Source organism: Stenotrophomonas sp. STEN021 (genome assembly GCF_056760175.1).
The window spans coordinates 1-24,687 of sequence record NZ_JBRREH010000049.1; the positions used below are offsets into that span (position 1 = coordinate 1).

Consider the following 24,687-nt stretch of genomic DNA (forward strand, 5'->3'; position numbering starts at 1 on the left):
CTCTCGGCGTCCTCGCTCCGTGATTGTGGGCGCCGCGCGGCCGGGGCGGCCCGGGGGCCCCCCCTCCCCGCCCCCCGCCCCCCCCCCCCCCCCCACTACAGGGCATGGCGTTGTGCGAGCGGCGTATGCCGCGAAGCTGGCAATGCTTGAAAGGCCGCAAAAGCCTACCCCTCCCCAATCCTCCCCTGCGCTGCGCGCAAGGGAGGGGGCAAAAGCATCAGCCCTTCGGCAACTGCGCCAATTCCTCGCGCACCAGCTTCACCACCAGCTTGTCCAGGGTGTCGACCGAATAGTTCTCCACCTCATGCACGGTCTCGCTACCCGGACCGCTGGAAGGATCACTTGCATCCTTGTAGGTAAGAAAGATGAAGCGCCCGCCGGTGTACTGCGCGATCTGCCGTTGCGCGATCTCACCGGTGGTGTCCTGGCCGGATGCCGCCACGCTCAACACCTTGATGCCCTTGCCCAGCGCCGCCAGCATGGTCTGTTCGTAGCGCGGCTGCGGGTAATCCATATGCGGCGGCGCATCGGCCAGTGACACCAGCAGGCGGGTGGTCGACGCCCCGCGCCAGTTCATCGCCTGCACGGCGTGATCGAAGGCCTCGTTCATTGCTTCCGGGTAATCACCGCCGCCGTTGGCGCGCACGCCATCAAGCACTTTCTGGAAGCCGGCAACGTTGTTGCTCAGGTCCCAGCCACGCACGAAGTACTCATCGCCGCGGTCACGGTAGGTCACCAGCCCCAGGCAGATGTCCGGGTTGGACGGCAATTGGGCGATATCACGGACGATGCCCTGCAGTGAGTCACGCAGCTTGTCGATCTCATCGGCCATCGAGCCGGTGGCGTCGACCATGAACACCAGGTCGAGCTTGGCCCGCGCCGGCAGCGGCGCATCGGCGACCACCACCTGCACGGCATTCTTCTGCCCACGCTGCAGGGCCGAGGTCACGGTCTTGCCGGCGCGCCGCACCTGCACCTGGTAGCTGGTCGAATCGCGGTCATCAAAGGCATTGGGATGCACCCACACTTGGCCACCGGCATCGGTGCGCGCCCACATCCGCGCGCCGTTGCGGGCGGTAACGGCCACTTCCGCATCCGGTACCGGTCGGCCTTGCGCATCAACCACCTGCAGGCGCTGGCGTACGCTGACATCGCGGCCAAGATCATTGGCTTCTTCATGGCGCTGCAGGAACTGCTGGAACGCGGCGAAGTCGGCGTTGTCATCGACCACACCTGCAGTGACCGGCGCCTGTTGCTGGCGCACATTGCCAGTGGTGGTGATCGAAGCCATCGGCATCTCCGCTGCCGCATAACTGGCATCGGCAGCAGCCTCGGCGCGGACAGCCAACGGCGGTGGCGCCGGCGGTGCTGCCGGGGACGGTGGCGCCATCATCTTGGTGGATGCCCTGTAGCTGTCACCTCTGCGCAGACGAACCTCATCCGCAGCGATAGTGTGCTGCTGCGGGCGCGGGCTGGGATCGGCAACTTCGCGCAGCACCGGCGTGTCGCTGCAGACCGTGGCGTTGGGGGCCCGGAAGTTGGGCTGGGTCTGGCGGGTGCGCTGTGTCGTCGGCGCCTTGAGGTCGCCCGTATTGTCCGTCAGCGGAAACGGGGTATGACGGACCGCCGCTGCTACTGGCAAGCCGACCAGCAATGTCACCGCAGCGGCCAACGCCATGTTGCGAACCGCCGGCCGGTTTGAACCCTTTGCGCTACCCATGATCCCTGCTCCCATGCGTGCCGCGTGATGCGGCGTACGGGAATGGGAACGGCTGGGAGCGGGGAGTGGGGTTAAGGCGAGCAAACACCCATGTAACGCCGAGCCATGCTCGGCAGAGGCTCTACCGGTAATGCCCCTTGCCGAGCATGGCTCGGCACTGCATTGGCATTGTTGGGAACGCCCCTGCCGAGCATGGCTCGGCACTACAGGGGCGACTCAATTCCTGTGCGCGGTGCCCAGGTATTCGGCGCTCTGCATCTCGATCAGGCGGCTGGCGGTGCGCTCGAAGGCGCCGGCCAGGCGGGTGCCGCTGTACAGCAGCGGCGGTGCGTCCTGGGCGGTGCAGACCAGGTTGACCTGGCGGTCGTACAGCTCATCGATCAGGTTGACGAAGCGGCGCGCGGCATCTTCGTTGAGGCGATCGAAGTGCGGTATGCCACCGAGCAGCACGGTGGTGAACTCGCGTGCGATCTCGATGTAGTCCGACGGCCCACGCGGGCCTTCGCACAGGGCAGCAAAATCAAACCAGGCAATGCTCTTGCCGCGGCCACGCACCGGGATCTTGCGGCCTTCGATCTGGATGTTGCCGCCGCGTGCTTCTTCGGCACCGCTCAGCTCCTTCCAGCGCCCGGCCAACCAGGCATCGCTTTCCGCATCCAACGGCGCACGGTATACCGGCGAGCGGGTCAGCGCGCGCATGCGGTAGTCTTCGGTGCCTTCGGCATACAGCTCGACGCAGTACTTCTCCAGCAAGGCAATCGCCGGCAGGAAGCTGTCACGCTGCAGGCCATTGAGATAGAGGTTCTCCACCGCCGTATTGGAGGTGGTCACCAGGGTCACGCCCTCGGCGAACAACCGCTCCAACAGGCGTCCCAGCAACATCGCATCGCCGATATCGGTGACGAAGAATTCATCCAGCACCAGCACGCGCAGCTTGTCGCGCCACTGCTGGGCGATCTTGGCCAATGGATCGCTCTGCCCTTGATGCAGGTGCAGCTGCTCATGGATGCCGCGCATGAAGCGGTGGAAGTGGGTGCGGTACTTCTGCTCGATCGGCAGGCCGTCGTAGAACAGGTCGACCAGGAAGGTCTTGCCACGGCCAACGCCGCCCCAGAAATACAGGCCCTTGACCGGCTCGGGCTTCTTCCAGAACGCCGACAGCCGATCCAGCCAGCCATCCTGGGCGCTGTCGACAATGGCCAGATGGATACGGTCCAGCTCAGCCAGCGCCGCGTGCTGGGCGACATCGTCGCGCCAATCGCCGCGGGCCACACCGGCGGCGTAGCGTTGTGAGGGCGTCATTGCATCCATGCTCAGTTGCTGCCGTCGGGCAGCCAGCGCCGCACTTCGTGCTGGATCGCGCCACGCAGGTCGATCAACTTGCGGTGGAAGAAATGCGAGGTATCCGGCATGCGCACCAGCTGCGGTGGATTCGGCAGTGATTCCAGCCACTGGTACACGCCCTGTGCATCCACCACTTCGTCGGCGTCGCCCTGCACTACCAGCCAGTTGGCCGGCGGCTGCACTTCGGAGAAATCCCAGGAGCGGCGGCCAACCGGCGGTGCGATCGAGATCAAGGCCTGCGGCTGCAGCTGTGCGGCGGCGCGCAGCGACACATAGGCGCCGAAGCTGAAACCGGCCAGCCACAATGCGGCATCCGGGCGTTCGCTGCGCACCCAGTTGACCACCGCGCGCAGATCGTCGGCTTCGCCTTCACCATTGTCGTAGGTGCCAACCGAGGCACCGACGCTGCGGAAGTTGAAACGCACGGTGGTGATGCCCAGATCGCGCAGCGCGCGCGAGACCATGGTCACCACTTTGTTGTGCATGCTGCCGCCCTCGATGGACAGCGGGTGGCAGATGACGGCAATGATCGGACGCGCGGCGGTCTCGCCATCAGGCAGGTCGACACCGACTTCCAGCGGACCGGCCGGGCCGTCCAGCATCAGCGTCGCCGATTCGTGGGGAAATGGGAGAGTTTGCATGCGGCCATAATAGCGGCCCCGTCCGGCGGCTTCACGCCTGCCCTTCACAACTGCCCAAATCCATGCATTTCCTTGTCCTGAGTGTGATCTGCAGTGTTCTGGTCTCGGTGCTGCTGAAACTGGCGCCACGCCGCGGCGTTGATATCGCCCAGGCGGTGACCTGGAACTACCTCGCCGCCAGCGTGCTGTCGCTGTTGTTGCTCAAGCCATCGCTGCAGTCACTGCAGAGCGGGCATACGCCGTGGCTGGCGCTGCTTGGCCTTGCCGTGGCCTTGCCTGGCATCTTCCTGGTGCTGGCCCGCGCGGTGCGCGAAGCCGGCATCGTGCGCAGCGACGTGGCCCAGCGCCTGTCCTTGCTGCTGTCACTGGCCGCCGCCTTCCTGCTGTTTGGCGAACAGGCCAATGGCTGGAAGCTGGCCGGTCTGGGATTGGGCTTGCTGGCGATTGTCGGGGTGACCGCGCGCGATGGCGATAGCAAAGAGCGCTCGCGCTCCAGCTGGGCTTGGTTGCTGGGTGTGTGGGCTGGCTTTGCCTTTATCGACATCCTGCTCAAGCAGGTGGCTGCGGCCGGGACGCCGTCCACCGCGGCCCTGCTGGTGAGTTTTGGCATCGCCTTCGTATTGATGCTGGGCTGGCAGTTGCAGCGGCATTTCAATAGAAGCAGCCGGCTGACCATCACCAATCTGGGGTTTGGCCTGCTGCTCGGTCTGCTCAACTTCGGCAATATCCTGTTTTACGTGCGTGCACACCAGGCGTTGCCGCATAGCCCGGCGACGATTTTTGCCGGCATGAATATTGGTGTGGTGTGTCTGGGTGCGCTGGTCGGCGTGCTGGTGTTTGGCGAGAAGACCAGCGTGTGGAACCGGCTTGGCCTGACGCTGGCGGTGGTGGCGATAGCCTTGATTGCGCGCGGGACGTTTTGAGGTTCTCTGCTGGTTTGGAGCAACAGCAAAGGCACCCCTCCCCAACCCTCCCCTCCGCTGCGCGAAAGGGAGGGAGAACAGCACCCCTCCCCGACCCTCCCCTTGCCTGCGGCAAAGGGAGGGAGACAATCCGCCCCCTCCCTTTCGCGTAGCGGAGGGGAGGGTTGGGGAGGGGTGCTCTTAAGCTTCTAGCTTCTAGCTTCTAGCTCTCAGCCTTACGGCTCAAATCCCAGCAACAACGGATCATGGTCCGAGCTGCGCCACGGCCCCGGCACGTTGCGGCCCTGGTAACCCACCTCGTCCGCCTCATCAGCATTGATATGCCACTCGGCCGCGCCCTTCAGCCGCGCGGCCATGCCCGGGCTCAGCAAGGCGTGATCCAGGCGACCGGTCATGCCGTTGTAGACGTAGCTGTAGGGCTGCTGCACGCCAGCCACCTTGAACGCGTCCTGCCAACCATCGGCATTCAAGGTGCGGATCGGGTCTTCCATCGCATAGGCGTTGAAATCGCCCAGCAGCACCGCGTCACGGCTACCGGTGCCGGTGGGATCGCCCTGCAACCAGCTGTGCAGCAGCTTGGCTGATTCCACGCGGGTGGCGTTCCAGCAGCCCTGGCCATCGTTCTGATCAGCATCGGTACCGCTGGCTTCCGAGCAGCCCTTGGACTTGAAGTGGTTGGCCACCACCACGAACGGGCTGCCCTTGCGGCCCATGCGGAAGGCCTGCGCCAGCGGCACGCGGCTGCGTTCGCCAAACGGCTCGCGCTCCAGCACCGCCGGCTTGCCGACCGGGCTCACCTTTGAAGCGCGGTAGATGATGCCTACGCGGATCGGGTTGTCGCCCGGGCCCTTGCCGGCATCGACGAAGCGCCAGTCGCCATCCTTGCCCTGCGCGGCATTGAGCGCGCGCACCAGCTGATCGATCGCCGAGCCCGGGCCGTAGCCATCGTTCTCCAGCTCCATCAGCGCGGCAACGTCGGCATTGAGGCTGCCGATGGTGGTGATCAGCTTGGCCTGCTGTGCGGCCTGCTGCTCGGCGGTCTTGGCGCCACGCAGGGTCGGATAGCCGCCGCCCTTGCCGTCGCCATTGAAGTAGTTCTCCAGATTGAACGCTGCGATGCGCAGGCCGCCAGCCACCGTGGGTGGCTGCTGCGGACGCTCGGCGTCCACCACGACCGGAGCGGTCAGCTGCAGCCGATAGCCGCCATCGAAACGCTGGTCGACGATGCCTTGCACGTCACGCAGCTGTGCGCCGCTGCGCAGCAGCTGGTCGGGCAACAGATAGGAGACCGCACCCGGATCGCGCTTGCCGCTGGCATCGTCCAGACGCAGGCGACGGCGGTTGTTGTCGGCTATCACCGCCGCCTGTTCGGGGCTGCCGGCAGCGGCCACTTCGCTGGGCTGCCACAGGCGGCCGCCGAAGGCAGCGGTCAGTTCGCCATAGCGTGAGAGCTGGTCCTGGCCAGCCACGGTCAGGCCGGTCGGAATGCGCACCTGCATGCCCTCCAATGCCTCCCAGTTGGCGGGGACATCGGTCAACACCAGCGCTGCCGGCAGCGGTCGCGCTGCCGCCGGGCTGATGGTCTGCGCCTGCAGCGTGGTCAGGCCCTGCTCGCTCTTGCCAGCGGCCTGCTCTTCGACGGTGCCGGTAATGCGCAGCCACTGGCCGACCTGCACGGCCTGCTCCTTGGGCAGGCGCACGAACAAGGCATCAGAGGTAGTGGCATCGCCATCACCAGCGTCCTGCACGAAGATGCCGCCCAGGCCATCGCGCATATCAGCGGTCACCGCGCCCTCGATGGTGACGGTCTTGCCCGCATACGGGCTGTGATCGGTCGTGCCCTGCACGCTGCCGATCGGCAGTACGACAGGCTTGGAGGGGGCAGCCAGCGCCGCGCCGGAACAGGCGGCAGCCAAGGCCAGGGCAAGCAAGCTAGGGGAACAACGCATGGACGCACTCCGGGGAAGACGAAAACACAAAGCGCCGCCCTGGTGGGGCGGCGCTGGCTATTCTGCAGCAATCGGGTCTATTGCCAGCTGCGTGAGTCTGGCGGCTTTCTATTTCAGATTGGCCAGCATCCAGTCCACGGTGGCGTGGATCTGCTCTTCGCTGAGCCCGGCATTGCCACCCTTGGGCGGCATGATGCCGCCGTCCGGGCCGGTATAGCCCTCGATGGCGTGCTTGTAGAGGGTGTCCTTGCCCTGCGCCAGGCGCTTGTCCCAGTGACTGTGGTCCAGGGTCGGCGCCTTGCCCACGCCAGTGGTATGGCAGGCCGTGCACAGGCTGTCGAAGATGGTCTTGCCGTCCAGGGTGCCACCGTAGGCCCCACTGGCGGCTGCAGCGGCGGCGGCCGCAGCGGAAGCGGCGGCCTGCGCCGACGCACCGGTGGCGCCGGCATACACCGCACCGATGGGCGCAATGCGTTCCTCGATGCGTTTGGTCGCGGTCGGCGACACTTCTTTTGGAATGACGTGCTGCAGGTAGGACGCGAAGATGATCAAGCCAATCGTGATGACGGCCAGGATGGCGATCACGATGGAAAAGCGTTTCAGGAACTCAAGGTCGTAATTCCGCACGTCTCATCACCCCGGGCGAGTTGTCGGTGGACCAGCAGCTGCTGGGCGAGTATAGACCAGCGTCTGCCCGCTCCCGCAATGCCCATGAACACGCGAACAAGTGCGGCATTGCAGCATCCCGCGATGGTTACAGCACTCAATGCGGCAGCGATGCACCCGCCGCGCGCAGGCACAGCGCACTGATCGCGTTGACCAGATGCTCGCCATCGCGCAGGCCGTCGCGGCTGGGTGCTGTCGGCCCGACCAGGGCTTCGGTGAAGGCACCGACGATGCAGGCTGCGCTGATCTCCAGATCCTGCGCCGGCAGTTCCCCTGCGCGCACGCCGTCTTCGAGGATGCGCTTGAACACATCACCGAACAGACGCCGGCAGCGGATGCGCTCGGCTTCCACTTCCGGGTCGACCGGCTCGGCGATGAAGGCATAGGCCAAACCAGGCCCGGCCATGGCGCGGCGCACGAACGAGGCCACCGCCAGCTGCAGCCGCTGCGCTGCCGGCAAGGGCTGATCGGCAATGGCGGCGAGGATCTCCAGCTCATGCTCGACGGCGAAGGTCAGCACTTCCACGAACAGTTCGGCCTTGGACGGAAAGTGCCGGTAGATCAGCCCGGTCGACACCCCCGCTTCGGCCGCCACGGCGGTGATCGGGGCATTGCGATAGCCGCCGGCGGCAACCAGCCGACGGGCCGCCACCAGAATCCGCTCGCGGTTGCCCGCCAGCCGTTTTTCCATCAATTCCGAACGCTTGTAAGCCATTTGTTGATTCTATGTTCAATTTTTGAATTTGTATTCACTTTTTACCCGGGAGCCGCTAGGCTGCGCGCAAACGCCCGTGCCGACGGCCTCCCCGTCCTCCCAACCCGGTGCGCCCCTTATCGCCACGCAGTACCGGAGCCAGCCATGCACGTCCCCACCCTGAATTTTGATCTGGGCGAAGAAATCGACATGCTGCGCGAAAGCGTGGCGCAGTTTGCCGCCGCACACATCGCGCCACTGGCCGCCGAAGCCGACGCCAGCAACCACTTCCCGAATCAGCTCTGGCGCCAGCTTGGCGAACAAGGCCTGCTGGGCATGACCGTGGAAGAAGAATACGGCGGCAGCGGCATGGGTTACCTGGCGCATGTGGTGGCGATGGAGGAAATCTCACGTGCCTCCGGCGGCATCGGCCTGTCCTATGGTGCGCATTCCAACCTGTGCCTCAACCAGCTGCGCAAGAACGCCAGCGAAGCACAGAAGCATAAGTACCTCCCCAAGCTGTGCAGCGGCGAACACGTCGGCGCGCTGGCGATGAGCGAGCCGGGTGCCGGTTCGGACGTGGTGTCGATGAAGCTGCGCGCCGAGCTGCGCGGTGACCACTACGTGCTCAACGGCAACAAGATGTGGATCACTAATGGTCCCGATGCTGATGTGCTGGTCGTCTATGCCAAGACCGACCCGGAAGCGGGTTCGCGCGGCATCACCGCCTTCATCATCGAGAAGGGCATGAAGGGCTTCTCCACCGCGCAGAAGCTGGACAAGCTGGGCATGCGTTCGTCCAACACCTGCGAGCTGGTGTTCCAGGACTGCGAAGTGCCGGTCGAGAACGTGCTGGGCAGCGTGGGCGGCGGGGTCAAGGTGTTGATGTCCGGCCTGGACTACGAGCGCGTGGTGTTGTCGGGCGGCCCGCTGGGCTTGATGTCCGCGGCGCTGGATGTGGTGTTGCCCTATGTGCATGAACGCAAACAGTTTGGCGAAGCGATCGGCAGCTTCCAGCTGATCCAGGCCAAGCTGGCCGACATGTACGTCGGCCTCAATGCCTGCCGCGCCTACGTGTATGCGGTGGCCAAGGCCTGCGACCAGGGCCGCACCACCCGCCAGGACGCGGCCGGCGCGATCCTGTATTCGGCTGAGAAGGCAACCTGGGCAGCAGGTGAAGCGATCCAGATCCTCGGCGGTAACGGTTATATCAACGAGTACCCGGCCGGGCGCTTGTGGCGTGATGCCAAGTTGTATGAGATTGGTGCGGGTACTTCCGAGATCCGCCGAATGTTGATTGGGCGGGAATTGTTCCAGAAGACCGCGTGAAACCGCTTTTGCCCCTCTCCCTCCGGGAGAGGGGTTGGGGTGAGGGGCGGCAGCAAAGCCACTGCGGGAACAGATAGTTGCAGGCTACATGCCTACCCTCATCCGCCCCTTCGGGGCACCTTCTCCCGAAGGGAGAAGGAAGATAAAAATCCAGGACCTCGGCCATGACCGTACTCACCTCCCAGCTGCAACCCGGCAGTGACAGCTTCGAAGCCAACCGCGCCGCGATGCAGGCCCAGGTCGACGATCTGCGCGCAACGCTCGCAGCCACCGCACGCGGCGGCAGCGACGCGGCCCGTGCCAAACACAGTGCGCGCGGCAAGCTGCTGGTGCGCGAACGCATCGATGCCCTGCTCGATCCCGGCAGCCCGTTTCTGGAAGTGGCGCCGCTGGCCGCGCACGGCATGTATGCCGATCCGGTGCCCGGCGCTGGCATGGTCGCCGGCATCGGCCGCGTATCCGGGGTGGAATGCCTGATCGTTGCCAACGATGCCACGGTCAAGGGCGGTACCTACTACCCGGTGACGGTGAAGAAGCATCTGCGTGCGCAGGAAATCGCCCAGCAGAACCGCCTGCCCTGCATCTACCTGGTCGACTCCGGTGGCGCCTTCCTGCCCTTGCAGGATGAAGTCTTCCCCGACCGCGATCATTTCGGCCGCATTTTCTACAACCAGGCCAACCTGTCGGCGCAGGGCATTCCACAGATCGCCTGCGTGATGGGCAGCTGCACGGCGGGCGGTGCCTATGTGCCGGCGATGAGCGATGAGACCGTCATCGTCAAGGAACAGGGCACCATCTTCCTCGGCGGCCCGCCGCTGGTGAAGGCCGCCACCGGCGAAGTGGTCAGCGCCGAAGAACTCGGCGGTGCCGACGTGCATACGCGCATCTCCGGTGTTGCCGACCATATGGCCGACAACGATCTGCAGGCGCTGGCACGGGTGCGTTCGATCATCGCCAACTTGAACTGGCGCAAGCCGGACGCAGGCGTTGCGCTGCAGGCCAGCGAGGCACCGCTGTTCGACGCGCGGGAACTGTACGGCGTGATTCCCAGCGACACCCGTAAGCCCTATGACGTGCGCGAGGTGATCGCTCGCATCGTCGACGGCTCGCGTTTCGATGAGTTCAAGCCACGCTATGGCAACACGCTGGTCACCGGTTTCGCGCATGTGCACGGCCACCCGGTCGGCATCATCGCCAACAACGGCATCCTGTTCTCGGAGTCCGCGCTGAAGGGCGCGCACTTCATCGAGCTGTGCTGCCAGCGCAATATCCCGCTGTTGTTCCTGCAGAACATCACCGGCTTCATGGTCGGACGCAAGTACGAGCATGGCGGTATCGCCAAGGACGGTGCGAAGCTCGTCATGGCGGTGGCCAATGCGCGCGTGCCGAAGTACACGGTGGTGATCGGCGGTTCGTTCGGTGCCGGCAACTACGGCATGTGTGGCCGCGCCTATTCGCCCAACTTCCTGTGGATGTGGCCCAATGCACGCATCGGGGTGATGGGCGGTGAGCAGGCGGCCAGTGTGTTGGCCACAGTCAAGCGCGACGGCATCGAGGCCAAGGGTGGTGCGTGGTCGGCCGAGGAAGAAGACACGTTCAAGCAGCCGATCCGTGACCAATTCGAGCAGCAGGGGCATCCGTACTACGCCAGTGCGCGCTTGTGGGATGACGGGGTGATTGATCCGGCGGATACGCGCCGCATCCTTGGCCTGGCGCTGAGCGCCAGCCTCAACGCAGCCCCGCAGGAAACGCGCTTCGGCGTGTTCCGCATGTAACGGCGAACGGAGACCGTCCATGTTCAACAAGATCCTGATCGCCAATCGCGGCGAAATCGCATGCCGCGTCATTGCTACCTGCCGTCGTCTGGGCATCGCCACCGTGGCGGTGTACTCGGATGCCGATCGCAATGCGCGGCATGTGCGTCTGGCTGACGAGGCCGTCCATATCGGTGCCGCGCCGGCTGCCGAGAGTTATCTGCGCGCCGAGGTCATTCTCGATGCTGCGCGGCGCAGCGGTGCGCAGGCGATTCATCCGGGTTACGGCTTTCTCTCCGAGAACGCGGGCTTCGCGCGCGCCTGTGATGCTGCTGGCATCGTTTTCATCGGGCCGCCGGCCAGCGCCATCGATGCGATGGGCGACAAGAGCTCGGCCAAGGCGTTGATGCAGACTGCCAACGTGCCGCTTACGCCGGGCTATCACGGTGAACGGCAGGAGCCGGAGTTCCTGCGCGCGCAGGCCGATGCTATTGGCTATCCGGTGCTGATCAAGGCCAGCGCCGGTGGTGGTGGCAAGGGCATGCGCAAGGTCGAGGCCAGTGCCGACTTTGAAGCCGCGCTAGCCAGCTGCCAGCGCGAAGCGCAGGCTTCGTTCGGCAATGCACATGTGCTGGTGGAGAAGTACGTCGAGCGCCCGCGCCATATCGAGATCCAGGTGTTCGGTGACAGCCATGGCAACGTGGTCTATCTGTTCGAACGCGACTGCTCGGTGCAACGCCGCCACCAGAAGGTGCTGGAAGAAGCACCCGCGCCCGGCATGACCGCCGAACGCCGTGCCGCGATGGGCAAGGCGGCTACCGATGCCGCACGTGCGGTCGGTTACGTCGGCGCGGGCACGGTGGAGTTCATCGCTGGGCCGGATGGCGATTTCTATTTCATGGAAATGAACACCCGTCTGCAGGTCGAGCACCCGGTCACCGAGTTGATCACCGGCACCGATCTGGTCGAGTGGCAGCTACGCGTGGCCGCAGGTCAGCCGCTGCCGAAGACGCAGGAACAACTGCAGATCCACGGCCACGCCATCGAGGCACGGCTATACGCCGAAGACGCCGACCGTGGCTTCCTGCCTTCCACTGGCACCCTGCGCCACCTGCGCCTGCCGCAACCCAGCGCCAATGCGCGGGTGGACGCCGGTGTTGAACAAGGCGACGCGATCACCCCGTATTACGACCCGATGATCGCCAAGCTGATCGTCTGGGACGTGGACCGTGCCAGCGCCCTGCAGCGCATGCAGCAGGCCTTGGCGCAGTGCCAGGTCGTCGGCGTGACCACCAATGCCGCCTTCCTGCGCCGGCTGGTGCTGACCGACTCGTTCCGCAATGCCAATCTGGACACGGCGCTGATCGAGCGCGAGCGTCAGGCGTTGGATATCCACCACGTTGCTGCCAGTGACGATGACTGGGCACTGGCCGCCGTGCTTGCGGTAGCCAACGATGAACCTCAAGGCAGCGACACATCACCGTGGGCAATCGCAGACAGCTGGCGCCTTGCTGGTCCCGCCGCACGCTTGGTGACGCTGGAACACCTGGATCAGCGCAAGCAGCTGCAGGTGCGCGACAGCGCCAACGGCTGGCAGGTGCAGGTCGGCGACGCATCAATCAGCGTGACCGGAAAAACCGACAGCACTGGCTACGCGCTGCAGCTGGGTGAACGCCTGCAGCGCGGCCGGGCAATCCGCGAAGGCAACATGCTGTACGTCTTCGGCAACGAACAGCAGCAACGCTTCAACATCCACGACCCGGTCGCCGAAGCCGATAACAGCGCCGACCACGGCGGCAGCCTGCTGGCACCGATGCCCGGCCGCGTCGTCACCTTGCTTGTGCAACCTGGCACCACCGTCAGCCGCGGTACGCCGCTACTGGTGATGGAAGCGATGAAGATGGAGCACACCCTGCAGGCGCCGGCCGACGGCATCGTGCATGGCTTCCGCGCCAAGGCCGGTGACCAGGTGGCCGATGGCGCGGTGCTGGTGGATTTCGAGGCGGGCTGATTGCCCGCCACCGTCGCGCAAAGGGACTGGCGATCAACCAGTAGACACCCGCTGCCAGATCCGGCCTGCAGGGTCCAACTCTTCCTCGCGCATGACCTCGGAACGCCAGCCGAACCCACAAACGGCTATCGCTCCATCAACCATTGGATCCAAGAGCAACAATCGTTCCAACTCCTTCTCATTGATGGCGGCAGTAACGAATGCTCCTAGACCCCGTTTCGTGGCGGCAACGTACAGAGCCTGAGACACGTGACCAGCGTCGAGGGTCACGGCTCGGTAAGCCTTGGTGTGACGCCTGTATTTCCAGAAGCTGCGCTGGAATCGACAGACAAGGGCAATGATCACCTGGGCACCTGCGAACCAATGCTGGCCGGCCAACAGCTGGAGCGAGAACTCATCAAGGCTGCCGGGTTGATCTGCAACCCGAGCCAGCTCATGCGCGACAGAATGATAGTGATACACGCCCGGTGGCAGACCTTCTACGTTCTGAGCAACGATGTAAGCCTCCAGCGGGTGCAAGCCACCACCTGAAGGTACATTTTTCTTGAGAAATCTGACACCTGGCTCACTCTCGATCGTTGCTTGCGCCATCAAGACGTCCTGCAATATTGCCGCCATGTCAGAAAACGCAACCGACTTCCTCGGATCATAATTTCTGCATGTCACGCGACGGGCAAGAGAATCATCATCCGCACCCTCACTTGAACGCGGCAACGCAATTGAATTGGCATGGCGTGGAGGAGCCTCGGGCGGAGGGTGACCAAAACGGGAAACCAGCGCTTGTGCAGTCGTCATTCCTCTCTGCTCCATTTCGCCAACACTGTCGACTGAATCCCAGCGCGAGTGCCGGTGGTAGATCGCAGAAAGCGGCCACCAGTTTCCAGATCTAACCTGCTGGTCAGCTTGCGCTTGCGATGAGGCTACGTCGCCCTCCAGCAATAGCAAACCATGATTCACCAAGACCATCGCGCGAGCACGCATCTCACTTTCTATGGGCATGGGCTGCCATTGTTCCGCGCTGCTGCTAAGCAGCAGCGCGCACGTATCGATATCCAAGGTGCAAACGGCATCATTGTGCGCGGAATAAACGCGAATTCGCTGCACGTTCTGCAGTCCGAGCTCCCCAGAGAGCAACGCCTGCAAGGACACCACCGACTGATCCTCTGGAGAGACAAATACTGCATGGCATCGCCGATACCTCATCTGGTTCCGCACCTATTTTTAAGTGCTCACAACCTACCAGACACCAACAAGAATAGATCCTGTTCGGCACCATGCATCCGCAGACGTATGGACTCCGGCACTTCGGCCCAAAAGACACTTTTTCCATGCTCGTAAGAGACGCTCAACTGAGTCCTTCACGTGGCACGCTACGCTATCAACGCCCCGGATCCATAGCCAGGTGAAATAATCGTATATAAAGGACACATGCCTCAGGCGGAGACGACCTTTAGTCTGCATTGCCCGGGAGGTAACGCTGCTATAACAGAGACAAGCAAATCGCCACAGCGGCTTCATGAGTACCATTATTTCCATTCAAGGAATGATCGATGAGCACTGAAAAGAGCCCTCTCTCCACCGACGACGCGGTAAAGCTATTGGATTTGCTTTGCACCGACGATGTCTTTCGCCAAGAGTTTTCTTCCAACCCTGCAACGGCCATGCAACGGATCAGCCCGGAGGCGGCCTACTCGTGCAGAGCTTGCGCATTCATTGGCACTTTGGCCAGCAAGAGTGATTTTGAGCGCGTCCGGAATTCGCTTTTGGATCAGCTCGAAGCCGTTCCAGCTTTTCGCAATCCACACTCCTTCGCCCTGGGACAAGGCGAAGAATTGATGCAACTCAGAAGCAGCTCCCTGAGCCAGCCCCACTCACAACGAACCCATAGCGTCACTTGAATATTCGCAAGGTTTCTTCCTCACGCATGGTATCTGTACAACGCAATCGCCAAGCCGCAGAAGATCTCAGTTTTCCGTATAGCTTTCCATGGGTAAAGGCCGGCAAATTCGCTCACAGAAGGATGGCGAAACCCTGCCTCTTCTACCTGGAGCGCCAATTGGTAGACGGAAAAACATGGCGAAAAAAACACGTCCGTTGTCGCCACAGCATCATCCTAATGCTGCCATCGACAACACATCTCGTATGTCAGAAATAACTGATGGAGCAACTGATATGGAAATGAAAAAGCCTCTGTCCGCCCAGGACGCACTGAAGCTTCTCGATCTACTTTGTACCGATGATGATTTTCGATCTGCTTTCGCAGCATCGCCTTCCATAGCGATGAAGTCCATCAGCGACGAGGCCGCAGCGTCGTGCAGCACCTGCGCACTTCTATCGCCACTGGCCAGCAAACAGGAATTCCAAAAATCGTCACAAGCATTGCTTGCTCATCTGCAGGCTCATGCGTCGTTCTACGTTCCCCATTGTTTTTCCGCCAACGAAGTCGCCTCCTCATTGCGTTCGTACGCGACCGACAGCTCCAACAAAAAACTCAATCCCAGCTGGCACGCAATTGGCCCTGCATGATCTATTGCGCCACAGTACGCAATGCACCAGAAGCACGGGGAGAGAAAACCCCATGCTTCTGGATGCAGTGGTTTCATCTCCATTTTCACTCAAGCAGATTGACTCTCGGAACGTTTTCGTTGGAATCTGAGTGCGGGAACATGCGTCAACTCAATAAATGAACAACTACGCCATCGGCACCCTCACTTCCACACCTGCCCAACAGGGTCCAACTCAACGTTTTTCATCTCGGCGGAGCGCCAGCCAAAACCACAGACGGCCAATACGCCGTAGTCCATTGGGTCCAAGCCCAACACCTTTTCCATCTCGACCTCGTTGACGGCCGCGGTTACAAACGCACCAAGCCCCCGCGCAGTAGCTGCCGTGTAGATTGCCTGCGAGACATGGCCGGCATCCAGCACAACCACCCGATAGGCCTTCATGTGCTTGCGGTACTTCCAGAAATTCCGCTGAAATCGGCAAACGAGCGCCACCATGACCGGGGCATCTGCAAACCAATGCTGGCCAGCCACGAGTCGTTGTGAAAATCCATAAAGGTCATCTGGCTGCCCCGGCACAAGCGCCAACTCATGCGCCACCGCATGATAGTGATAGATCCCTGGTGCCAGACCTTCGACATCGCGGGCGATGATGTAAGCCTCCAAGGGATGCAAGCCCCCACCTGAAGGAACATTCTTTTTCAGGAACCGAGCTTCATGCCCGCTTTCAACCACCGCCTGGGCCATCAGTACGCCCTGCAGCATTTCAGCGAGCGAACTCAAAGAGAGCGCACGCGAACGGTCGAAGTTCCTGCAGGTAACCCGCTGCACGGGCAACATACACGTAGCATCATCGCTCAGGCGCGGTAGTGCGACGGCTCCAGGTTGCCTGCACGGCGCCTCTGGCGGTGGTGCGCCAAGCTTACGCACAAGATCCTGCGCGGTAAGCATCTGATTGCTTTCCATCTCACTGACGCTATCTATTCCATCCCACCTGGAGTGCCGGTAGTGAATGGCTGATAGCGGCCACCAATGGTTGTTGCGGATGTGACGGTCGGACTCGACTGCGCGACCGCCAGATTCTTCGTCCAATACCAACAACCCGAGCTCAACCAACTGCGTCACCAGTGCGTGGCCCTCCGGATCTTCCGGCATTGGCACCCATTCCTCAGCACTACTCTCAAGCAGCAACATGCATGCTGGCAGCTCCAACGTGCATATCACATCCAGATGTGCGGCATAGATACGAATACGGCGCTCGTACTCGATACCATCGCCTCCGGATATCAGCGAATCCAGTGAGAACACAGTCTGCTCTTCCGGAAGAACAGCGACTGCGTGACAACGACGATACTTCATTGAATACCTTCTTCTGCTTCTTGCGTATTGCACAACTTCAGCAATCGGAGCATCTCCGCTCGCCAACTCCAAGCCTGATGGAGAACGCGGCATTCCGTCAGCTATTGCGACAGAGCAAACAACATCGGGATACGCCCATGGTGCCGCCGCCCGAAGTCAGGCAGCAACTGCAAGGTTTCGTTCAAGCGCTGTATCAACGAAACAGAACGGGACCGAAAAAACACTGCTTGACGTCAGAGAGTCAATAACGCGCTCTCTGGTACACGAAAGCAATTCAATGGAGGCGAGTTTTCCCGGCATTGAACACCGGCTTGCTGCGGCGGCAGCCTCTGGACTTATCCGCAGCATGGCTTCCGACGGGCAACGCTCGAAAATATCGCGAAACCCCTCATCTGACGTCAACAGATCCATCAGCTTCCTCGCGTCAGCCAAGCTAAGCGGGGACTTTTCAATCACGACCGGATGTATGCTCATTTTTAACTCCTTTTGCCCTGGATGGATCGCCAAATCATTCAACTCGCATGGATCAGCCACTGACAATGCGTGATATGCGCACGAACATGGACAACAAGCTGATTTGACTCGATTGCCCGGATTCCGCCTAAAGTTGGCGTCCAGTCTGCCGCTACCAATCCATTGTAAATGTAAACCCGCTGTCGTCCTTCTTTGTTATCTCACCATCAACCAAGGTCGCTCCATGACTTCCAATGAAAAGAGTCCGCTCTCACACCTCGACGCGATAAAGCTCCTGGACTTGTTGATCAACGACGAAGGTTTTCGTTGGCAGTTCGAACAGGATCCTGCAACCGCGCTACTTGAAGTCAGTGCTGAGGCTGCCGAGGCCGGAAAACTGTGCAAAGTACCTGGCCGCCTGGCATCGGCGGAAAAGCTTGCCTCGACAAAACTCCTTATTGCATCGGAGCTAACCGAGCGCGGACTGTTCTACCAACCCTACATGTTTGCGGCAGAGCCGAAATCACCGCAGACCTGATTTTACCGGCGCTGGTCGCAGGCATCCTGCGGCCAACGGCGTTCCAAGACTGTCCCTGACGTTCAGGGCCTGCAGTGGCGCCGATCCGATCCACTCGGCATAAGCGCGTCCGCGATGTTTTTGCATCCAGGATGCTTCACGCTGTTGCCCATCCTTGTCTCCTGCATCGGCATACGCCTGAGCCAGCAAACTGTGCACCTGGAACAACTCTTCGCCATTGACCAAGGGCTGGAGCCGCGCGACAGCCCCTGCCGCGTCACCAGACATCCTCAGCTGATTGATTTCGACCAGGTCAATCATTCGAAGCGCTGATAAATCATTGGACTCTCGGGCAGCCCGCTTCAGCAGTGACAGCCTCTCCGTGACATTGATACCACTGCCCATCCGCTGGGCCGCGTAGATTGCTGCACCAGCAAGAAAGCGCCGTCCAGCAGCATCTCCGACATCCACATCACCACGGCCGTCCGCGACGCGATCAAGTATTCGTCCAACTTCACGATTTGAGGCACAACTGCCTGCTGCAGCCTTGGTCACCAAATCGGCAACATGCATGAAGTCACACATGAATGACGATCCTGGACAAGCAGCCGCTGCCGCTTCCGAAACGGACAACGCATCTGTATTCTTTCCTTGGTCCAACGCCAGTGCAGCCGCATCCAACTTGAGCCCAGGATCCCCGGGTGGGAGCAACCTCAGCATCTCGTGCGCCCCATTTTTGTCTCCGCTGGCCGCCATCGCAGTCACCAGATAGCGACTCATGCCAGCAGCTGGAAGCGCATCCGGGTCGCGTAGCAGCAGCAACGCCGGATCGATCTGGTCCTGTGCCAAACGGATTCGGCCCAACAACCGCAGAACGCCCCCCCGCTGTCCGCTTTGAGGAATATCGGCCCTGGAGGCGAACTTCGCAGCTTCGTTATAGCGCCCCAACAAAAGCGCCGCAGCCGCTGCGTTGACATTGGCACCCTGATGATCCGGATACAGCTCAGCCAGTACTGCCCATGCCTGGAACGCCTCAACACCACTTCCCGAAAGCAGGTCAGCGCTCCAGGCATCCATATAGAGCGCCTCACGCGTCGTCAAACGACTACGAGACTCCGCCGCCGCCTCAAGCTCCTGCCGTGCCTCTTCGTATCTGCCGAGGTTGACCAACGCACGCATCTTGCCAAGACGCGCCATGGCAAAGCCACTATCGACGCGCGTCGCCACATCAAAATATTGAATTGATTTTTCTGCTTCGCCGCTTGCATACGCCGCTTGCGCGGCGGCATAGGCATGCAGTGCGTCAAGATTGGCGGTAGCTACCTTTGGCAGCGGAGCCGAGGACTTTTCCACGTCGGCAAGCGCCTCACCCAAGCGACCACGCAGTTGCCCGATGACATCATCCATCGATTGCAGCACCGTGGAGGTTCCAATGCCGCTGGAATGCACCGTATAGACGACCCTGCCGGACTCGGGTTCAACCACATCCACCGATATCTGCAGCTTTCCACCTGACTCGCGCACCACGGGTATCAGCACTGCACGCGCACCCTCACGCACCGCAATGCCAGATGCCGTCGCTCGATCAATAGCGCTACCCTCGGGCAACAGCATCCGGGTCAAGGTATCGCGCGCCTTGAGCTCGCTCAGGATGTTCACATAGCGCGATTGCTCCAAGCCGATGCGGAACGCACGATTCAAACCGTCCCCCAGAAGCTGATTATCGGTCAGATTGTTGACGTCCCCTATCACCACCCAATCCCGCTCGGCAAAAGCGATGGCTGGCTCGGGGCGCACCAATACCCACGCGACTGCGCCCACAGCCACCACCAGCAACAACTCAGCAACCAGCGCCGCCGGCCGCCGCCATAACGGCAGTCGACGCCACGCTTTGTTGGAGCGTGCCGGCATACGCAGCGGCGCGCTGCCCGCTGCGCCTACCTCAAACACTTCCTGCGGTGTCGGCAAGCCCTTGAAGTACCAGCGACCGTGCGACTTCCATTGCAGGCTCGCGCCGCGCTCGCCCAGCTCACTTTGGCTTGGACGCAACAGCGCTTCGGCCACTGATGACAGCAGGATCTGATTCGGTCGCGCCAACGCCATCAAGCGGGCCGCGGTGGGCTTGGCCACGCCTTCCACATCCACTGGCTTGGCGCCGGCAGCAACCGCGTCCTCATCGTTGCGCCAGAACAGCACATCGCCCACATGGATGCCGATCCGCGCCTGCAGCGGCAGCTTGCGCTGCTTGCCGATCTCGGCCAGCGCATCCAGGTAATCCAAGGCAAAACCCAGACCCTGGGTGGGCACGTCGAACAGCAGGAACATGCCGTCGGAGCGATCGATCAGACGGCCCTTCCAGCGCTGCAGCAGTTGTAGTGCACGCACGTCCAGGGCACGGAACAACTCGGCGGCAGCCGCATCGCCAATCCGTGCCGTCAATGCCACCGAATCACAAAGATCGGTCAGCACCAGCGTCTTGAGCTGGCGATCGGACGAGAGCGCGTCAGTCTCGCTGGTCATGACCTACGCCAGGCGAACCGCGGGTACCGGACTGCTCCAGGAACCACTGCGCGCGATTACCCCCTTCGCGCTTTGCCAGATACAGCGCTTGATCAGCGCGCGAATAGGCGTCGTTCCAATGGTGCCCCTCATCGATCAATACCATGCCTACACTCAGCGAGCAGGCACCGACCGCCGCGCCGGGATAGGCGATCAGATGGCGCACGGCTTCCAGCACGAACTCGGCGGTACGCGGCAAGCTCTGCGCATCAGCTTTCATGAACAGTACGCAGAACTCATCGCCACCCAGACGGCAGGCGATATCGTCCTTGCCAGTCACCGAGGCAAGAATGCGACCGAAGCACTGCAACGCATGATCACCGGCAAGATGACCGTAAGAGTCGTTCAGACCTTTGAAGTCATCGCAATCGAGAAGCAGCAGTCCCTGCGGCCGATGACCGGAGCGATGCGACTTCTGTAAATAGGCAGTCAGCGCACGGCGGTTGCTGAGCCCGGTCAGGTCATCGCTGTAGACCAGCTCGCGGGTGTGGTGCAGCTCATGGTTGGCGCTGTAAAGATTGCCCAGCGCAGTCTCCAATTCATGATTGCGACGGCTGAGCTGGGCGATCAGGCGCTGTTCGCTGGACACCACCCGCGACAGGGTGCGGCGCAGGAAAAACACCACCATCGCCGGATCCTGATCGATCAGTCGGTGGAAGTTGGCATGGGTGATTTCCAGCAGCACGCTGTCGCAATTGGCGCGCGCATCGCAGGAACGCGGATGGCGCTCGATCAGCAGGCCAAGCTCGCCAAAGAAGTCATTGCTGCCCATGGGCTTGGGCGCCAGGCCGGCACCGAAGTCCAGGCTGATGGTGCCGCTGACAATGATGAACATCGAGCTGCCCAGGTCGCCACGGCGGAACAGCACCTGGTCGGCCTGCAGTGTGCGGCGCACGCCGTACTGGGCAAACAGTGCAAATTCCACCGGTGACAATTGCGCACGCAGCACCGCACCTCCCGCCGACGTAGCGACGGAAAGCTCAGACTCCAGCGCCAAACCCCCTGTTCCCATGCCGCTCATTCCATGCCTCATGGACTGCTCGCCCATGTGAGACGAGTAATCTCGCGAGCCTATCACCAAAATTATCGGTTTTGTGATCCCCCACACCGTTTGGTGCTCGATCATGCCCAAAAAAACAAGGGGCTCGTAAGAGCCCCTTGGAACCGACCTGGCCAGCACCCTCAGGCAGCTACTTCAGCCTGAAACTGCTCCTCCTCGGTGGAGCCGGTCAGCGCGGTCACGCTGGAGGCGCCCCCCTGGATCACCGTGGTCACATCGTCGAAGTAGCCGGCACCCACTTCCTGCTGGTGCGAGACGAAGGTGTAGCCCTTGTCGCGGGCGGCGAATTCCGGTTCCTGCACCTGCTCCACGTAGTGGCGCATGCCCTCGCCCCGCGCGTAGTCGTGGGCGAACTTGAAGGTGTTGAACCAGTTGATGTGGATGCCGGCCAGGGTGATGAACTGGTACTTGTAGCCCAACGCGGCCAGCTCGTCCTGGAACTTCGCAATGGTCTTGTCGTCCAGGTTCTTCTTCCAGTTGAAGGAAGGCGAGCAGTTGTAGGACAGCAGCTTGCCGGGGCTGGCGGCATGCACGGCCTGGGCGAACTCGCGGGCGAAGCCCAGGTCCGGGGTGCCGGTCTCGCACCACACCAGGTCGGCGTGCGGGGCATAGGCGACGCCGCGGCTGATCGCTTGTTCCAGGCCATTCTTGACCTTGTAGAAGCCCTCGCTGGTGCGCTGGCCGGTGATGAACGGCGCGTCGTTCGGGTCGAAGTCGCTGGTCAGCAGATTGGCGGCTTCGGCGTCGGTACGGGCCAGCACGATGGTCGGCACGCCCAGCACATCGGCGGCCAGGCGCGCGGCCGACAGCTTCTGGATCGCCTCCTGGGTCGGCACCAGTACCTTGCCGCCCATGTGGCCACACTTCTTCACCGCCGCCAGCTGATCCTCGAAGTGCACCGCTGCGGCGCCGGCGACGATCATGTTCTTCATCAACTCGTAGGCGTTCAACACGCCGCCGAAGCCGGCCTCGCCGTCGGCGACGATGGGCAGGAAGAAGTCGATTGCATCCTCGGCCTTGAGCTTGCCGTCGATGATGTTCTTCCACTGGATCTCATCGGCGCGCTGGAAGGTGTTGTTGATGCGACGAACCATGGTCGGCACCGAATCGTAGGCGTACAGCGACTGATCCGGGTACATGGTTTCAGAGGTATTGCCGTCGGCAGCCACCTGCCAGCCGGACAGGTACACCGCTTCCAGCCCGGCCTTGGCCTGCTGCATGGCCTGGCCGGCGCTGATCGCACCGAATGCGTTGACGTAGCCCTTCTTCGAAGCGCCATTGACCAGTTCCCACAGGCGTTCGGCGCCGCGCTTGGCCAAGGTATGTTCCGGCTGCACGCTGCCACGCAGGCGCACCACGTCGGCAGCACTGTAAGTGCGCTTCAAACCCTTCCAACGCGGATTGGTATCCCAGTCCTGCTGCAGGGCGGCGATCTGTTGCTGGTAGCTGCTCATCGTTTCGTCCTCAAAGTGGTGCGTACGTAAGGGGAAGGGTCAATCGATCTGCCGGTAGGCAGGCAAGGTCAGGAAGTCGGTCAGCTCGTCGGCACGGCTGAGCTGGTCGAGCAGGCCAATGGCCTGGGTGATGCGGCTGCCACCGGGCAGTGCGGAGGTATCGCCGAGACGCGCTGGCAACGCGCGCAAGGTGCTGTCCAGCAGCGCAAGGTCGATCGCGGTGCCGTCGTCCAGATGCTGGTTGCCGGCATGCAGCCACTGCCAGATCTGGCTGCGGCTGATCTCGGCGGTGGCGGCGTCCTCCATCAGGTTGTGGATGGGTACACAGCCATTGCCGTCCAGCCAGGCGGCCAGGTAACGCACGCAGACTTCGACGTTGTTCTCGAAGCCTGCACGGGTGACGGTGCCGCTGCACGGTGCGATCAGTTCATCGCGGCTGGCCTGCACGTCACGACGCAGCACGTGATGCTGGCTGGGGCCGGACATGTGCTCATCGAAGATGGCGCGCGCCACCGGGATCAGCGCCGGGTGCGCCACCCAGGTGCCGTCGTGGCCAGCGGTGACTTCGCGCAGTTTGTCGGCACGCACCCGCGCCATCGCCTGCTCGTTGGCGGCGGCATCGTTGTTGATCGGAATCTGCGCGGCCATGCCGCCCATCGCATGCGCGCCCCGGCGATGGCAGGTCTTGATCAGCAGTTCCGAATAGGCCTTCAGGAACGGCTGGGTCATGGTCACCTGGCCGCGCTCGGGCAGCACCTTGTCGGCGTGGCGGCGGAAGGTCTTCAGGTAGGAAAAGATGTAGTCCCAGCGGCCGCAGTTCAGGCCGACGATGCGATCGCGCAGCACGTACAGGATCTCGTCCATCTCGAACACCGCCGGCAATGTCTCGATCAGCACGGTGACCTTGATCTGTCCATGCGGCAGGCCGAGCATGCCCTCGATGTGCGACAACGCGGTCTCCCACAGCGCCGCCTCCTCCATCGACTGCAGCTTGGGCAGGTAGAAATAGGGGCCGCGATCCTTGTCCATCAGGGTCTGCGCGTTGTGGAAGGCGAACAGGGCCGCATCGAACAGGCCGCCGGCAATCGGTTGGCCGTCGATCAGCACGTGCTTCTCGTCCAGGTGCCAGCCGCGCGGGCGCACGATCAGCACCGCCTGCTCGTCGAACGGGCGCAGCGTGTAGTGCTTGCCCGGGCCCTTGGCGGTGGCCGGTGCGGTGAAGTCCAGGTCACCGCGCACCGCGGCCTTCATCGTCTGCTGACCGGCCAGCACATTGCGCCAGGTCGGCGAGGTGGAATCCTCGAAATCGGCCATGAACACCTTGGCGCCAGAGTTCAGCGCGTTGATGACCATCTTCGGGTCGGTCGGGCCGGTGATCTCGACGCGGCGGTCCTGCAACGCGGCCGGGATCGGCGCCACGCTCCAATCCTCCTCACGGATGGCACGGGTATCGGCACGGAAGTCCGGCAGCCCGCCCTGGTCGAAGAAAGCCTGGCGCTCGCGGCGGGCTGCCAGCCGTGCCTGCCGGCCCGGCTCGACCGCACGGTGCAGCGATACGAGCAGACCCAACACGCCGGCCGGCAGCAGCGCGGACTGGCCGGCCAACTGGGTGGTCAGGGTGATGCCCGGGGTCGGGCGGGGGGCGGACTGCTGGGCAACGACTGCGTGGGCGACGGCGGACATCGGAGGTTCCTGCGTATGTCGGGGACTCCAACGTGCCGTCGCAGGAAGGTATTTAACAAAACAGTTT

At 62.4% G+C, this 24,687-nt stretch carries 20 protein-coding genes; 7 read left to right on the forward strand and 13 right to left on the reverse strand.

From position 1 onward, the window contains the following. Positions 1-217 precede the first annotated feature (217 nt). From ACVOL0_RS11915 to ACVOL0_RS11925, 3 genes are all read right to left on the reverse strand, one after another. Positions 218-1,720: a VWA domain-containing protein gene (locus ACVOL0_RS11915; RefSeq protein WP_481549293.1), complete on the reverse strand. Its 1,503-nt coding sequence runs from the start codon at positions 1,718-1,720 to the stop codon at positions 218-220. A gap of 216 nt (positions 1,721-1,936) precedes the next feature. Continuing rightward, the gene (zapE, locus tag ACVOL0_RS11920) at positions 1,937-3,031 is read right to left on the reverse strand and encodes a cell division protein ZapE (protein WP_481546128.1); all 1,095 of its coding nucleotides are present in this window, start codon (positions 3,029-3,031) and stop codon (positions 1,937-1,939) included. Between the two features lie 2 nt (positions 3,032-3,033). Further along, positions 3,034-3,705 carry an alpha/beta hydrolase gene (locus ACVOL0_RS11925; protein ID WP_481549294.1) on the reverse strand — a complete coding sequence of 224 codons (672 nt, stop codon included), beginning with the start codon at positions 3,703-3,705 and terminating at the stop codon, positions 3,034-3,036. 62 nt (positions 3,706-3,767) lie between these two features. Here ACVOL0_RS11925 and ACVOL0_RS11930 point away from each other — a divergent pair, with 62 nt between their 5' ends. Further along, complete coding sequence (locus tag ACVOL0_RS11930) at positions 3,768-4,628, forward strand: EamA family transporter (protein ID WP_481549295.1); 861 nt, start codon at positions 3,768-3,770, stop codon at positions 4,626-4,628. A 215-nt stretch (positions 4,629-4,843) separates the two neighbouring features. Here the strand turns inward: ACVOL0_RS11930 and ACVOL0_RS11935 are convergent, their stop codons facing one another. From ACVOL0_RS11935 to ACVOL0_RS11945, 3 genes are all read right to left on the reverse strand, one after another. Next, positions 4,844-6,577 carry an ExeM/NucH family extracellular endonuclease gene (locus ACVOL0_RS11935; protein ID WP_481549296.1) on the reverse strand — a complete coding sequence of 578 codons (1,734 nt, stop codon included), beginning with the start codon at positions 6,575-6,577 and terminating at the stop codon, positions 4,844-4,846. Positions 6,578-6,685: 108 nt separating this feature from the next. Continuing rightward, positions 6,686-7,204: a c-type cytochrome gene (locus ACVOL0_RS11940; protein ID WP_481549297.1), complete on the reverse strand. Its 519-nt coding sequence runs from the start codon at positions 7,202-7,204 to the stop codon at positions 6,686-6,688. 136 nt (positions 7,205-7,340) lie between these two features. Further along, complete coding sequence (locus ACVOL0_RS11945; RefSeq protein ID WP_481549298.1) at positions 7,341-7,958, reverse strand: TetR/AcrR family transcriptional regulator; 618 nt, start codon at positions 7,956-7,958, stop codon at positions 7,341-7,343. Positions 7,959-8,102: 144 nt separating this feature from the next. Between ACVOL0_RS11945 and ACVOL0_RS11950 the strand changes: the two genes are divergently transcribed. The 3 genes from ACVOL0_RS11950 to ACVOL0_RS11960 all read left to right on the forward strand — a co-directional run bounded on the left by ACVOL0_RS11950 (position 8,103) and on the right by ACVOL0_RS11960 (position 13,031). Beyond that, positions 8,103-9,266, forward strand: a complete 1,164-nt coding sequence (locus ACVOL0_RS11950; protein ID WP_481549299.1) for an isovaleryl-CoA dehydrogenase — start codon at positions 8,103-8,105, stop codon at positions 9,264-9,266. A 164-nt stretch (positions 9,267-9,430) separates the two neighbouring features. Next, positions 9,431-11,041 (forward strand): carboxyl transferase domain-containing protein, encoded by a 1,611-nt coding sequence (locus ACVOL0_RS11955; protein ID WP_481549300.1) that lies wholly within the window; start codon positions 9,431-9,433, stop codon positions 11,039-11,041. A 19-nt stretch (positions 11,042-11,060) separates the two neighbouring features. Then, a complete protein-coding gene (locus tag ACVOL0_RS11960) occupies positions 11,061-13,031 on the forward strand; it encodes an acetyl/propionyl/methylcrotonyl-CoA carboxylase subunit alpha (RefSeq protein WP_481549301.1) in 1,971 nt (656 codons plus the stop codon). 33 nt (positions 13,032-13,064) lie between these two features. Here ACVOL0_RS11960 and ACVOL0_RS11965 read toward each other — a convergent pair whose 3' ends face one another. After that, on the reverse strand, positions 13,065-14,234 hold the full coding sequence (locus tag ACVOL0_RS11965) for a putative peptide maturation dehydrogenase (RefSeq protein WP_481549302.1): 1,170 nt from the start codon (positions 14,232-14,234) through the stop codon (positions 13,065-13,067). Positions 14,235-14,581: 347 nt separating this feature from the next. On the opposite strand from ACVOL0_RS11965, the gene ACVOL0_RS11970 reads away from it, so the two are divergent. Beyond that, a complete protein-coding gene (locus ACVOL0_RS11970) occupies positions 14,582-14,929 on the forward strand; it encodes an NHLP-related RiPP peptide (protein ID WP_481549303.1) in 348 nt (115 codons plus the stop codon). Between the two features lie 175 nt (positions 14,930-15,104). Next, positions 15,105-15,557 (forward strand): NHLP-related RiPP peptide, encoded by a 453-nt coding sequence (locus ACVOL0_RS11975; RefSeq protein WP_481549304.1) that lies wholly within the window; start codon positions 15,105-15,107, stop codon positions 15,555-15,557. Positions 15,558-15,739: 182 nt separating this feature from the next. On the opposite strand, the gene ACVOL0_RS11980 is transcribed toward ACVOL0_RS11975, so the two are convergent. Together ACVOL0_RS11980 and ACVOL0_RS11985 are read right to left on the reverse strand one after the other, a co-directional pair. After that, positions 15,740-16,894, reverse strand: coding sequence for a putative peptide maturation dehydrogenase (locus ACVOL0_RS11980; protein WP_481549305.1), 1,155 nt, complete (start codon positions 16,892-16,894; stop codon positions 15,740-15,742). 156 nt (positions 16,895-17,050) lie between these two features. Further along, positions 17,051-17,368 carry an NHLP-related RiPP peptide gene (locus tag ACVOL0_RS11985; protein ID WP_481549306.1) on the reverse strand — a complete coding sequence of 106 codons (318 nt, stop codon included), beginning with the start codon at positions 17,366-17,368 and terminating at the stop codon, positions 17,051-17,053. 223 nt (positions 17,369-17,591) lie between these two features. Between ACVOL0_RS11985 and ACVOL0_RS11990 the strand changes: the two genes are divergently transcribed. After that, complete coding sequence (locus ACVOL0_RS11990) at positions 17,592-17,885, forward strand: NHLP-related RiPP peptide (protein ID WP_481549307.1); 294 nt, start codon at positions 17,592-17,594, stop codon at positions 17,883-17,885. On the opposite strand, the gene ACVOL0_RS11995 is transcribed toward ACVOL0_RS11990, so the two are convergent. From ACVOL0_RS11995 to aceB, 4 genes are all read right to left on the reverse strand, one after another. Continuing rightward, a complete protein-coding gene (locus ACVOL0_RS11995) occupies positions 17,871-20,384 on the reverse strand; it encodes a putative peptide modification system cyclase (RefSeq protein WP_481549308.1) in 2,514 nt (837 codons plus the stop codon). The two genes, ACVOL0_RS11990 and ACVOL0_RS11995, sit on opposite strands and share 15 nt — an antisense overlap. Then, positions 20,368-21,435 (reverse strand): GGDEF domain-containing protein, encoded by a 1,068-nt coding sequence (locus ACVOL0_RS12000; protein ID WP_481549309.1) that lies wholly within the window; start codon positions 21,433-21,435, stop codon positions 20,368-20,370. The genes ACVOL0_RS11995 and ACVOL0_RS12000 overlap by 17 nt, the downstream gene beginning before the upstream one ends. A gap of 170 nt (positions 21,436-21,605) precedes the next feature. Next, positions 21,606-22,937, reverse strand: a complete 1,332-nt coding sequence (aceA, locus tag ACVOL0_RS12005; RefSeq protein ID WP_481549310.1) for an isocitrate lyase — start codon at positions 22,935-22,937, stop codon at positions 21,606-21,608. Positions 22,938-22,976: 39 nt separating this feature from the next. Further along, positions 22,977-24,620 (reverse strand): malate synthase A, encoded by a 1,644-nt coding sequence (aceB, locus tag ACVOL0_RS12010; RefSeq protein WP_481549311.1) that lies wholly within the window; start codon positions 24,618-24,620, stop codon positions 22,977-22,979. Positions 24,621-24,687: the final 67 nt, after the last annotated feature.